Origin of the sequence: Actinacidiphila acidipaludis (assembly GCF_019890725.1) — a bacterium.
Lineage (GTDB): Bacteria > Actinomycetota > Actinomycetes > Streptomycetales > Streptomycetaceae > Actinacidiphila > Actinacidiphila acidipaludis.
The window spans coordinates 108,293-120,517 of record NZ_JAINZZ010000021.1 but is presented as its reverse complement, the minus strand read 5'-3'; the positions used below and the strand labels follow the sequence as shown (position 1 = coordinate 120,517).

Here is a 12,225-nt window from a genome sequence, read left to right as displayed (position 1 = left end):
CGAGCCACGACAGTGCCGCGGATGGACGACGGCCCCGGGGGGGCAACGCGTCAGGTCCCTCCGGTGCCGGTACTGGTGCTCGAACCGCTGGATGTCGTTCCAGTAGAGCCGCCCGTGGGAGATCCGGTCGATCCGCCGTCCGGGCTGCCTGTTGTGCTGCCGGTGGACCCGCCGGTCGGCGTTCCGGTCGAACCGCCCGTCGGAGAGCCTGTCGAGCCCCCCGTAGGCGTTCCGGTAGAGCCGCCCGACGGCGTCCCTGTCGAGCCACCCGTGGACGTCCCGCCGGAGCCAGTGCCACCGGAGCTCGATCCGCCTGAGGACCCGCCCGAGGTGCTGCCGCCTGTCGAAGAACCGGCTCCGCCTGTGGTGGTGTGACCGGTCGTCCCCCCGGTACCCGACGACGGGCGAGAGGGCGTGGTGGGCGGGGTCGAGGTGGTCCCGCTCGTGGCTGCGCTCTGAGCAGTCGACGGAGTGGACGAAGGCGAGGTCGAGGTCGAGTTCGAGGTCGTCGCCGTGGTCGCCGCGGCCGAGGTGGCCGCGGGCGCCGTGGTGCCGTCCTCAGGGGGAGCCGCCGAATCACTGGGACCGTCCTGCTCGACGGACTCGATCGGCTGCACCTGGTTCGGCGTGCTGCCGCCCTTCCCGCCCGACGCGCCGACCGCCACGATCGCCCCGATGGCCGCGACCACCAGCGCCCCCGCGCCCGCGGCGATGAGGTTGCGCCTGCGGCCGGCCGGCACGCGCCGTGCGTGGACCGGGTCCTTGCCGCCCGCGCCGAGGGGCGTCGGCTTCGGGGTGCCGATGACGACCGTCGGCGGTTCGGCGACCGGCGGCAGCGTCACCGTCGACGCGGCGGCCGGCTCCGGCCCGAAGTCCCCGTCGAACGGCGCGGCCGCCTGGGTCCCCTCGCGGTCCGCGACGAGGGCCAGGGTGCGCCGCCCCACCACGGTGCCCTTGCGGTCGGCCAGCGCGCGGCGCAGCGCTATGGACGCCTCCAACTCCGCGCGGGCGCGGTCGGGATGGCCGGTGCACAGCGCGAGGACGCCGAGCTCGTGGTGGAAGTACGCCTCCTCCGCGACGTCGCCGGAGATGCGGGCGGCCTCCTGGCCGATCCGCAGGGCCCGCTCCCACGCACCCCAGTGCAGAGCCGCCGCGAAGACGGGCGCGGCGGTCCGGGCGAGCTGGACCGCGTCGTCGGCGTTCCCGCCGTCACGGCACGCGGCCATCGCCGCGAGGATCGCCTCGGACTCCCCCGCCGCCCGCTCGGGCGTGACGGAGGGGTGGCCGGCCCACCAGGTGTAGTGGAGGGCCGCGGTGTGCGCCTGGGTGTCGGAGAGTTCGCCGTCGGCCCGCAGCGACGCGGCGAGCTGCTGGGTCACCCCGGCGGCGAGCCGGAAGTGCCCGGCGACCGGGACGGCCAGCCCCACGGAGGTGAGTTCGCCGAGCGCCGCGTCGCCGTGGGTGTCGCCGACGAGCGCGGGCAGGTGCGAGGGGTGCGGGCACTCGCCGTCGAGCGCGACGGCGAACGCCAGGGCCTCCCGGGCGGCTTCGCTGAGGCGCGAGGCGAGCAGGTCCGCGGGGGCCGCGCTCTCCGCCAGGGAGGGCAGCGGGCCGGGGGCGCCGGCCGTCCGCGCGGTCGGCGTGGTCTCCGGGACCGCGGCCGGCTCGAAGGCGGTGCCGTCGGGCGCGTCGAAGCCGGTGAGGTCGGGGATGTCGAGGCCGATCGGCGGCTGCGCGCCGGGGGCGCCGTTGTCCCAGACGGAGTCGTCCCACTCCGCGGGTTCCGCCGGCAGCCGGGCGGCGTCGCGCTGCCGCAGCAGCGCACCGGCCTGGACGAACCGCAGCGGGAGTCCCTCGGACTCGAACCACAGGTCGGCGGCCCACGCCGACTCGTCCTCGGCGAGCCGCCGGCCGGCCGACAGCGCCAGCAGGTCCAGGCAGGCCGAGCGGCTGAGTCCGGAGAGGAACACCTCCTCGACCGCGGAGTCCGCGGCGGGCGCGGGCACCTCCGGGGTCGCGGACATCAGGAACGCGCACTCGGGCGCCGCCGCGAGCACTTCCTCGAGCGCGCTGCCGCCGATCTCCAGGTCGTCCAGGACGACGACGGCACCGACGGACCCCAGCAGCGCCGACAGTTCCTCACGGCTGGGCCGGTAGCCCTCGCCGGCGTGGACGACGGCGTAGAGGTCCTGGAGGAGGTCGGCGGCAGTGCGCCGGTAGCCGGACAGCCGCAGGACGCCGTCGGGCGCGAGCTCGCCGCAGGCGCCGGCGACGGCGTCCAGCAGCGAGCTGCGGCCGGCGCCGGACGGTCCGGTGACGCGGACCGAACGGCCGCGGGCGAGCAGCCGGATGAGCCGCTCGCGCTCGTCGTCCCGTTCCAGCAGCGGCAGTTCGGGCGCGGGCGGGCCGGGCGGCGGCGAGGGCCGGGCGCTGTTCATCCGCGCGATGCGGTCCTGCAGGGTGCGCCGCACCGGTGTCCGCTTCTCGTCCGGCGGGCAGGTGACGACCTCGGTGCCGTCGACGGGGTTGACGGTCAGCAGGAAGTCGGTGGTGACGACGCGGGCGACCCGGGCGTTGCCGCCGGTGGGCGTGGTCTGCTCGGGCGCGCCGAGCGGGTCGCGCGGTGGGCGGGAGGTGCGCGGTGCGGCCGGTGCGCCGTCGAACTCGGCGCCGTCCTGCTCCGGGGAGGTCTCCGTGCCGTCCGTTCCGGCGGGCAGCGGGCGGGCGTCGGAGCGCGGGGCGGGCGAGCCGGCGGCGAAGCCGTCGAAGCTGCCGCTGCCGCCGAGCGAGGTGAAGCTGCCGAGGTTCCGGTCCTGGGCGGGGCGCGGGGCGGCGGCGGGGCCGTTCACGGAGACGCCGAAGGCGTCGAAGGCGGTGCCGTCGTGGGTCTCGGCTATCGGGCGCACGGGCAGCGGCGACCGCTGGGGCAGGGGTGTCCGCTGCGGCAGGGCGGGCAGCGCGCCGAAGGAGCCGCCGCCGTCGGTGCCGGCCGAAGTCCCGCCGGGCCGGGGAGCGGTGGTGCCGCCGGCCCCGGACGCGCGGTCGGCGGGGGCGCCGGCGGTGCCGTCCGGGGTGCCGTCGCCGAGGCGCCTGACCTTTCCTGTGGCACCGGCGGACCCGCCGCGTCCCTCACCGCTCCCGGGCAGCGCGGGCAGCCGGCTGTCCCTGTCGCCGCGCCGGGAGTCGCGCAGGTCCACGACCTTGCCGGCGACCGGCTCGTCCGGGTCGGGCTCGGGCTCGGACTCCGCCGATCCGGGAAACACGGGCAGGGCGAAGGGCTCCACCGGTTCCCCGGCGGCCTCCGCGGCTATCGCGTCCCCACCCGGCCGGCCGCTGTGCTGTTCCATGTTGTGCGCCCCCCAGGGCGGTCACGTGAGGGGGCCTGCTCGGGCCGCCGCCTGTGTCGGCAAGCGGAATCCGGCCCGATCGCCCAACTCCGGCGTACGGGCTGCACGCCTCCTGGCCATCGATGGGCAAACTTTAGAGGTTCCCACCCGCATCGAAAAAGTGCGGAGGCAGGGCGCCCCCCGTCAGGTGCCCAACGTCACCCTTCGGGCTCGATGGCGAGGATCCGGTGCAGCCGGGTGGCGACCAGCAACCGCTGCATCTGCGGCGGCACTCCGCGCAGGACGAGCCTGCGGTTGGCGCGTCCCGCACGGCGGTGGGCGCCCATGATGACGCCGAGTCCGGTCGCGTCCCAGGAGTCGAGTTCGGTCAGGTCCAGGACCAGGCCACCGCGGCCCGAGTCGACCGCGGTGTGCAGGGCCGTACGGGCGTCCGCCGCGCTGCGGACGTCGAGGCGGCCCCCGACGACCAGCTCGGCGTGGTCGCCCCTGATGTGCATAGTCACTCCCCGGGCAGTGCTGGCAGAGCCCCCGTCCCGGACGTCAGGGACAGTGCGGACCTGTATGTCTTCACACAACTGACGGTCCGTCGCAAAGAGAAGTTGCCGTCTGTGAGCGAACCGATACCGAATTCACTCCTGTGAGTGACGTGTCTTAGTACGTGTAGAAGCCCTGGCCGCTCTTGCGGCCCAGGTCCCCGGCGTCGACCATGCGGCGCATGATCTCCGGCGGGGCGAACTTCTCGTCCTGCGACTCGGTGTAGATGTTGCCGGCCGCGTGCAGCAGGATGTCGACGCCGGTGAGGTCGGTGGTCGCCAGCGGGCCCATCGCGTGGCCGAAGCCGAGCTTGCAGGCGACGTCGATGTCCTCGGCGCTTGCCACGCCCGACTCGTACAGCTTGACGGCCTCCACGACCAGCGCGGAGATCAGCCGGGTGGTGACGAAGCCGGCCACGTCGCGATTGACGACGATGCAGGTCTTGCCGACGCTCTCGGCGAACTCCCGCGCGCGGGCCAGGGTCTCGTCGCTGGTCTTGTAGCCGCGCACCAGCTCGCAGAGCTGCATCAGCGGCACCGGCGAGAAGAAGTGCGTACCGACGACGCGTTCGGGGTGCTGGGTGGCGGCGGCGATCTTGGTGATCGGGATGGCGGAGGTGTTGGAGGCGAGCACGGTGTCGTCGCCGACGATGCGGTCGAGGGTGCGGAAGATCTCCTGCTTGACCTCGATCTTCTCGAACACCGCCTCCACCACGAGATCGGCCTCGGCGGCCGCGTCCAGGTCCGTGGTGGTGGTGATGCGGTCGAGCGCGGCGGCCGCGTGGTCGGCGGCGAGCCTGCCCTTGGCGACGAACTTCTCGTAGGACGCGGCGATTCCGTCCTTGCCGCGCGCCAGCGCCTCGTCCGTGACGTCCCGCAGGATGACCTCGTAGCCGGCCTGGGCCGACACCTGCGCGATGCCGGCGCCCATCAGTCCGGCTCCGATGACGGCGAGCTTCTTCGCCACGTCCCACACCTCTCCACTGGGTAATCCCGGGTATCTGGCCGGACCTTAACGCCCGTTCACCTTCCGGCGCGACAGGATGTCAGCTGCGTCACCGTGTGTCGTTGGTCGCACCGCGGCGGGCGGAAGTCCGCCGCGAGGCGCCCCCGCGGCACAGGCCCTAGGCTCCTCACATGGTCAACCTCACCCGCATCTACACGCGCACCGGCGACGACGGCACGACGGCGCTGGGCGACATGAGCCGTACCGCGAAGACCGACTCCCGGATCGCCGCCTACGCCGACGCCAACGAGGCGAACGCGGTGATCGGCGTGGCCCTCGCGCTCGGCGCGCTGCCGGACGACGTCGCGACGGTCCTGGTCCGCGTGCAGAACGACCTGTTCGACGTCGGCGCGGACCTGGCCACCCCCGTGGTGCCGGACCCCGCGCACCCGCCGCTGCGGGTCGAGCAGTCCTACGTGGACCGGCTGGAGGGCGACTGCGACCGCTTCCTGGCGGAGCTGGAGAAGCTGCGGAGCTTCATCCTCCCCGGCGGCACCCCGGGCGCCGCGCTGCTGCACCAGGCCTGCACGGTCGTCCGCCGGGCCGAGCGCTCGACGTGGGCGGCGCTGGAGGAGCACGGCGAGACGATGAACCCGCTGACGGCCACCTACCTCAACCGGCTGTCCGACCTGCTCTTCATCCTCGCCCGCACCGCGAACAAGGAGCGCGGCGACGTCCTGTGGGTGCCGGGCGAGAACCGCTGACGGAACAGCGGCACGCGGCCCTTCGCTCAGGGGTTGCGTAGGGGCACTCAGGGGTTGTGCAGGGGCGCGTCAGGCGACGTTGACGCGCTGACCGGGCGGGGCGGCCTCCAGCCAGGCCAGGAACCCGGTCAGGGCGTCGTCGCTCATGGCCAGCTCCAGGCGGACGCCCTTGTGCACACAGCAGAGCACCACGGCGTCGGACAGCAGCGCCAGCTCCTCCGAGCCCTGCGGCTGCCGGCGCCCCAGCACCTCGATGGCGGGACGTTCCAGCACCCGGCGCGGGCGCGGGGCGTACGAGAAGACGCGGAACCACTCCACGCGGTCACCGCTGTAGCGGGCGACGCCGTACACCCAGCCCTTGCCGCCGGGTTCGGCGTCCTCCGGCGGGGCCGGCCGCAGGCTGCAGTCGAAGGTGCCGCCGGGGCGCTGGATGAGCCGCCTGCGCAGCCCGAAGACGAACAGGCCCACGACGGCCGCCACGATCAGGGCGATCAGCACTTCCACGGAGACGATCACGTTCACCGACCTCCTCGCGTAGAAATGGCTGCTGCCCCGTGCCGCCGCCTGTTACTGCCTGGTACTACCGGTAGTGCCGGAACCGCGGACCACCCCAGAGGGCAGTCCGCGGCACCGTGATCCTGCGGTTGGGGCGGCGCTGTCAGCGCGCCCCGGCCGCCGCGGCCAGCCGCACCTCGGCGCGACGCTCGGCGCCCGCGTCGGCTTCGGACTTCGACCGCTGCAGAGCCCGCTCGGCCCGGTCGACGTCGATCTCGTCGGCCAGCTCCGCGATCTCCGCGAGGATGGAGAGCTTGTTGTCCGCGAAGGAGATGAACCCACCGTGCACGGCGGCGACGACCGTGCCGCCGTCGCTCGTGCGGATGGTCACCGGCCCGGAATGCAGCACCCCGAGCAGCGGCTCGTGGTTGGCCATGATGCCGATGTCACCCGACATGGTGCGGGCGACGACCAGGGTGGCCTCGCCGGACCAGACGTTGCGGTCCGCGGCGACCAGCTCGACGTGAAGTTCGGCCAAGACGGCTCCTCGGGTTGGCACCCACCGGCTGCGACGGGTGCGTAAGACACAGAATAAGGGGTGCGAGAGGGGGGCGGCGCCAATGGGCCGGGCCGCCCCCCGTCTCGCGTGCGCTCAGGCCGGGGTCAGCTGACGCCGAGCTTGGCAGCGTTGGCCTTGAGGTCGTCCAGGCCACCGCACATGAAGAACGCCTGCTCCGGGAAGTGGTCGAACTCACCGTCGGCGATCGCGTTGAACGCCGAGATGGACTCGTCCAGCGACACGTCCGAGCCGTCGACACCGGTGAACTGCTTCGCCGCGTGGGTGTTCTGCGACAGGAAGCGCTCGATGCGGCGGGCGCGGGAGACGGTGAGCTTGTCCTCCTCGCCCAGCTCGTCGATGCCGAGGATGGAGATGATGTCCTGCAGGTCCTTGTACTTCTGCAGGATCCCCTTCACGCGCGACGCGCAGTCGTAGTGCTCCTGCGTGATGTAGCGCGGGTCGAGGATGCGGGACGTGGAGTCCAGCGGGTCCACCGCGGGGTAGATGCCCTTCTCCGAGATCGGCCGCGAGAGAACGGTCGTCGCGTCGAGGTGCGCGAAGGTGGTCGCCGGGGCGGGGTCGGTCAGGTCGTCCGCGGGGACGTAGATCGCCTGCATGGAGGTGATCGAGTGACCACGCGTCGAGGTGATGCGCTCCTGGAGCAGACCCATCTCGTCCGCCAGGTTCGGCTGGTAACCCACCGCGGAGGGCATCCGCCCGAGCAGCGTGGAGACCTCGGAACCGGCCTGGGTGAAGCGGAAGATGTTGTCGATGAAGAACAGCACGTCCTGCTTCTGCACATCGCGGAAGTACTCCGCCATGGTCAGACCGGCAAGCGCGACCCGCAGACGGGTGCCCGGCGGCTCGTCCATCTGACCGAAGACCAGCGCGGTCTGCGGGAGAACGCCGGACTCGGCCATCTCCTCGATCAGGTCGTTGCCCTCACGGGTGCGCTCGCCGACACCGGCGAAGACGGAAACGCCCTCGTGCAGCTTCGCCACACGCATGATCATTTCCTGGATGAGGACGGTCTTGCCGACGCCGGCGCCGCCGAACAGGCCGATCTTGCCGCCCTTGACGTACGGGGTCAGCAGGTCGACGACCTTCAGGCCGGTCTCGAACATCTCGGTCTTGGACTCGAGCTGGTCGAAGTCGGGGGCCTTGCGGTGGATCGGCCAGCGCTCGGTGACCTCGGACTCGGCCTCGGGGTCGTTGAGGATGGCACCCAGCGTGTTGAACACGCGGCCCTTGGTGACGTCGCCGACCGGCACGGTGATGCCGGTACCGGTGTCGGTCACCGCGGCCTGGCGGACCAGGCCGTCGGTGGGCTGCATGGAGATGGCGCGGACCACGCCGTCGCCCAGGTGCTGCGCGACCTCGAGGGTCAGCGTCTTCACGGCGCCGTCGGCGGCCGGGTCCGCGACCTCGACGGTCAGCGCGTTGTAGATCTCCGGCATCGCGTCGACGGGGAACTCCACGTCGACGACCGGGCCGATGACCCGCGCCACCCGGCCGGTGGCGGTGGTCTCAACGGTGTCAATAGGGGCAGTCATAGTGGTCAGTCACTCCCCGCGTTCGCGTCGGCCAGGGCACTCGCGCCACCGACGATCTCGCTGATTTCCTGGGTGATGTCGGCCTGTCGGGCCGCGTTGGCAAGCCGCGTGAGCGACTTGATGAGGTCTTCCGCGTTGTCGGTGGCCGACTTCATCGCCCGGCGGCGGGCCGCGTGCTCGGAGGCAGCGGCCTGCAGCATGGCGTTGTAGATGCGGCTCTCGACGTAGCGCGGCAGCAGCGCGTCCAGCACGCCCTCCGCCGACGGCTCGAACTCGAACAGCGGCAGCGCCTCGCCCTTCTTGCGCTCGACGGCCGCCTCCTCGGCGACGGCGCCGGCGTCCTCCAGGCTCAGCGGCAGCAGCCGCCGCCCGACGGGCGTCTGCGTCATCATCGACACGAACTCCGTGAAGACGATGTGCAGCTCGTCCACGCCGCCCTCGGCCGTGTCCGTCTGCAGCGCCGAGATCAGCGGCGCCGCGACGTCCTTGGCGTGGGCGTACTGCGGGCTGTCGGAGAAGCCGGTCCACGAGTCGGCGACCGTGCGGTTCCGGAAGCTGTAGTACGCCAGGCCCTTGCGGCCGACGACGAACGCGTCGACCTCCTTGCCCTCAGCACGCAGCCGCTCGGTCAGCCGGTCGGCCGCCTTGATCGCGTTCGACGAGTAGCCGCCGGCCAGACCGCGGTCGCTCGTGATGAGCAGGACCGCGGCCCGCGTCGGGTTCTCCGCCTCCGTGGTCAGCGGGTGCTTGGTGTTCGAACCGGTCGCCACCGCCGTCACCGCTCGGGTGAGCTCGTCGGCGTACGGGGACGAGGCCGCCACCTGGCGCTGCGCCTTGACGATGCGCGAGGCGGCGATCATCTCCATCGCCTTGGTGATCTTCTTCGTGGCGGAGACGGACCTGATCCGGCGCTTGTAGACCCGAATCTGTGCGCCCATGCGATCAGCCCTCGACCAGCAGAGCGCCGGAGGACGTCTCGAACTGCTTCTTGAACGCGGCCACGGCCTCGGTCAGCGCGTCGACCGTGCCGTCCTCGAGCTTGCCGGTCTCCACGATGCCCGTGAGCAGCGACTTGCGCTCGCGGCGCAGGTAGTCGAGCAGCTCGCGCTCGAAGCGGCGGACGTCCTCGACCGGGACGTCGTCCAGCTTGCCGGTGGTGCCGGCCCAGATGGAGACGACCTGGTCCTCGATCGGGTACGGCGCGTACTGGCCCTGCTTGAGCAGCTCGACCATGCGCTGGCCGCGCTCGAGCTGGGCCTTGGACGCCGCGTCCAGGTCGGAACCGAAGGCGGCGAACGCCTCCAGCTCACGGAACTGGGCGAGGTCCACGCGGAGCCGGCCGGCGACGCTCTTCATGGCCTTGATCTGCGCGGAACCACCGACGCGGGAGACCGAGATACCGACGTTCAGCGCGGGCCGCTGGCCGGCGTTGAACAGGTCGGACTCCAGGAAGCACTGGCCGTCGGTGATGGAGATGACGTTGGTCGGGATGAACGCCGAGACGTCGTTGGCCTTGGTCTCGACGATCGGCAGACCGGTCATCGAGCCGGCGCCCAGGTCGTCGGAGAGCTTGGCGCAGCGCTCCAGGAGACGCGAGTGCAGGTAGAACACGTCGCCCGGGTAGGCCTCACGGCCCGGCGGGCGGCGCAGCAGCAGGGAGACCGCGCGGTAGGCGTCGGCCTGCTTGCTGAGGTCGTCGAAGACGATCAGCACGTGCTTGCCCTGGTACATCCAGTGCTGGCCGATGGCCGAGCCGGTGTACGGGGCGAGGTACTTGAAGCCGGCCGGGTCGGACGCGGGGGCGGCGACGATCGTCGTGTACTCCAGGGCGCCGGCCTCGTCCAGCGCGGCGCGCACGCCGGCGATGGTGGAGCCCTTCTGGCCGATGGCGACGTAGATGCAGCGGACCTGCTTCGTCGGGTCGCCGGACTGCCAGTTGTCACGCTGGTTGATGATCGTGTCGATCGCCAGGGCGGTCTTGCCGGTCTGGCGGTCACCGATGATCAGCTGGCGCTGGCCGCGGCCGATCGGGGTCATCGAGTCGACGGCCTTCAGGCCGGTCTGCATCGGCTCGTGCACCGACTTGCGCTGCATGACCGTGGGGGCCTGCAGCTCCAGGGCGCGGCGGCCCTCGGTCGCGATCTCGCCGAGACCGTCGATGGGGTTGCCCAGCGGGTCGACGACACGGCCCAGGTAGCCTTCGCCGACTGCCACCGAGAGCACCTCACCGGTGCGCTGCACCGGCTGGCCCTCCTCGATGCCGCTGAACTCGCCGAGGACGATGGCACCGATCTCGCGCTCCTCGAGGTTGAGGGCGAGGCCGAGGGTGCCGTCCTCGAACTTCAGCAGTTCGTTCGCCATCGCCGAGGGAAGACCCTCGACCTTCGCGATGCCGTCTCCGGCAACGCTGACCGTGCCGACCTCCTCGCGCGAGGCGGCGTCCGGCTGGTACGACTGGACAAAGGTCTCCAGCGCGTCCCGGATCTCCTCCGGCCGGATCGTGAGCTCCGCCATCTGGGTTCCCTGCTCTCCTTGTTGGGCCCGAAATTCTGGGGGGTCTGGGGGACTCCCCCAGTGGACACTGTCGGCCCAACTCGGGGCCGCGTTCATACCTGTTGAGTTGGTGGGTGTCAGCCGGCCATCCGCCGCGCCGCCTCCTCGAGGCGTTCCGCGATGGTGCCGTTGATGACCTCGTCGCCGATCCGCACCCGCACACCGCCGAGGACCGCGGGGTCCACGTCGACGTTCAGGTGCACCCGCCGGCCGTACATGCGGGCCAGCGCGGCACCGAGCCGCTCCTTCTGCTGGTCGGTCAGCGGCGTCGCCGAGACGACCTCGGCGACCATCCGGCCCCGCCGGGCGGCGGCCAGCCTGGACAGGGACTCGATCCCGCCATCAAGGCTACGTCCTCGCGGCGCGGTGACCAGCCGGATGACCAGGCGCTCGGTGACCGGGTGCACACGGCCGCCGAGCAGCGTGTGCAGCAGCGCGGACTTGGCGTCCTTGCCCGCGACGCGGTCGGTGAGGGCCGAGCGCAGCTCGGCGTTGCCGTTGATGATGCGACCGAAGCGGAACAGCTCGTCCTCGACGTCGTCGAGGCCGCCGGCACGCTCCGCGGCGATCAGGTCGGCGCCGTCGGCGAGCTCCTCGATGGAGTCCACCAGGTCGCGGGACTGCGACCAGCGCGCCCGCACCATCCCGGTGACCAGGTCGAGACTCTCCGTGCCGAGCTGCCCGCCGAGCAGCCGCTGCACCAGCGCGGCCTTGGCCTCGCCCGGCTGCGCCGGGTCGGTCAGGGCACGGCGCAGGGTGCTCTCACGGTCGAGCAGCGTGGTGACGGCGGCGAGCTCGTCCGCCAGCTTGGCCGCGTCCACCGACGTGCTGTCGGTCAGTGCGTCCAGCCGGTCCCGGGCTGCGCCCAGTGCCTCGCGGCTCGCTCCATTCATCGCGCCGCCTCAGCCTGCGAAGCCGAGTCCTCGAGGCCGTCCAGGAAACGGTCGATGGTGCGGCTCTGCCGGGCGTTGTCCTCCAGGGCCTCACCGACGAGCTTGCCGGCGAGGTCGGTGGCGATACGGCCGACTTCCTGGCGCAGCGTGACGGTGACCTGACGGCGGTCCGCCTCGATCTGGGCGTGGCCCGCGGCGATGATGGCATCGCGCTGGCGCTGCCCCTCCTCGCGCATCTCGGCGATGATCGACGCACCCTGCTCGCGGGCCTGCTCGGTGATCCGGGCCGCCTCGTGACGGGCCTCGGCGAGCTGCGCCTTGTACTCCTCCAGCGTGCGGTTGGCCTCTGCCTGAGCCTTCTCCGCGCGCTCCAGGCCACCCTCGATCGCGTCGTGGCGCTCCTCCAGGGTCTTCTGGATGTTCGGCAGGAGCTTCTTGCCGAGCATGCCGAAGACGATGAAGAAGCAGAGCAGGCCGACGATCAGTTCGGCAGTGTCGGGGATGAGCGGGTTCTGGGCCCCCTCAGCCGCCAGGAAGGTCATCATGTCTGAACCTTTCGTCGAGTATGGCTAACGGTGAGGT

General features: G+C 72.0%; 11 protein-coding genes. 1 reads left to right on the top strand and 10 read right to left on the bottom strand.

The annotated features are described in order from the left end of the window. Positions 1–50: 50 nt before the first annotated feature. The 3 genes from K7862_RS18585 to K7862_RS18575 all read right to left on the bottom strand — a co-directional run bounded on the left by K7862_RS18585 (position 51) and on the right by K7862_RS18575 (position 4,847). Complete coding sequence (locus tag K7862_RS18585; RefSeq protein ID WP_222963817.1) at positions 51–3,347, bottom strand: tetratricopeptide repeat protein; 3,297 nt, start codon at positions 3,345–3,347, stop codon at positions 51–53. A gap of 197 nt (positions 3,348–3,544) precedes the next feature. Beyond that, positions 3,545–3,844: an STAS domain-containing protein gene (locus K7862_RS18580; RefSeq protein WP_222963815.1), complete on the bottom strand. Its 300-nt coding sequence runs from the start codon at positions 3,842–3,844 to the stop codon at positions 3,545–3,547. Positions 3,845–3,998: 154 nt separating this feature from the next. Next, positions 3,999–4,847: a 3-hydroxyacyl-CoA dehydrogenase family protein gene (locus tag K7862_RS18575; protein WP_222963813.1), complete on the bottom strand. Its 849-nt coding sequence runs from the start codon at positions 4,845–4,847 to the stop codon at positions 3,999–4,001. 170 nt (positions 4,848–5,017) lie between these two features. Here K7862_RS18575 and K7862_RS18570 point away from each other — a divergent pair, with 170 nt between their 5' ends. Then, on the top strand, positions 5,018–5,590 hold the full coding sequence (locus K7862_RS18570; RefSeq protein WP_222963811.1) for a cob(I)yrinic acid a,c-diamide adenosyltransferase: 573 nt from the start codon (positions 5,018–5,020) through the stop codon (positions 5,588–5,590). Between the two features lie 69 nt (positions 5,591–5,659). Here the strand turns inward: K7862_RS18570 and K7862_RS18565 are convergent, their stop codons facing one another. From K7862_RS18565 to K7862_RS18535, 7 genes are all read right to left on the bottom strand, one after another. Continuing rightward, on the bottom strand, positions 5,660–6,106 hold the full coding sequence (locus tag K7862_RS18565) for a DUF2550 domain-containing protein (protein ID WP_222963843.1): 447 nt from the start codon (positions 6,104–6,106) through the stop codon (positions 5,660–5,662). Positions 6,107–6,248: 142 nt separating this feature from the next. Next, the gene (locus K7862_RS18560; protein WP_222963809.1) at positions 6,249–6,623 is read right to left on the bottom strand and encodes a F0F1 ATP synthase subunit epsilon; all 375 of its coding nucleotides are present in this window, start codon (positions 6,621–6,623) and stop codon (positions 6,249–6,251) included. Positions 6,624–6,748: 125 nt separating this feature from the next. Further along, positions 6,749–8,197 carry a F0F1 ATP synthase subunit beta gene (gene atpD / locus K7862_RS18555; RefSeq protein ID WP_222963807.1) on the bottom strand — a complete coding sequence of 483 codons (1,449 nt, stop codon included), beginning with the start codon at positions 8,195–8,197 and terminating at the stop codon, positions 6,749–6,751. A 5-nt stretch (positions 8,198–8,202) separates the two neighbouring features. Beyond that, complete coding sequence (locus tag K7862_RS18550; protein WP_222963805.1) at positions 8,203–9,135, bottom strand: F0F1 ATP synthase subunit gamma; 933 nt, start codon at positions 9,133–9,135, stop codon at positions 8,203–8,205. A 4-nt stretch (positions 9,136–9,139) separates the two neighbouring features. Further along, a complete protein-coding gene (gene atpA / locus K7862_RS18545; protein WP_222963803.1) occupies positions 9,140–10,711 on the bottom strand; it encodes a F0F1 ATP synthase subunit alpha in 1,572 nt (523 codons plus the stop codon). Between the two features lie 116 nt (positions 10,712–10,827). Then, positions 10,828–11,643, bottom strand: coding sequence for a F0F1 ATP synthase subunit delta (locus tag K7862_RS18540; RefSeq protein WP_222963801.1), 816 nt, complete (start codon positions 11,641–11,643; stop codon positions 10,828–10,830). Further along, on the bottom strand, positions 11,640–12,185 hold the full coding sequence (locus tag K7862_RS18535) for a F0F1 ATP synthase subunit B (RefSeq protein WP_222963841.1): 546 nt from the start codon (positions 12,183–12,185) through the stop codon (positions 11,640–11,642). Before K7862_RS18535 ends, K7862_RS18540 begins: the two co-directional genes overlap by 4 nt. Positions 12,186–12,225 lie beyond the last annotated feature (40 nt).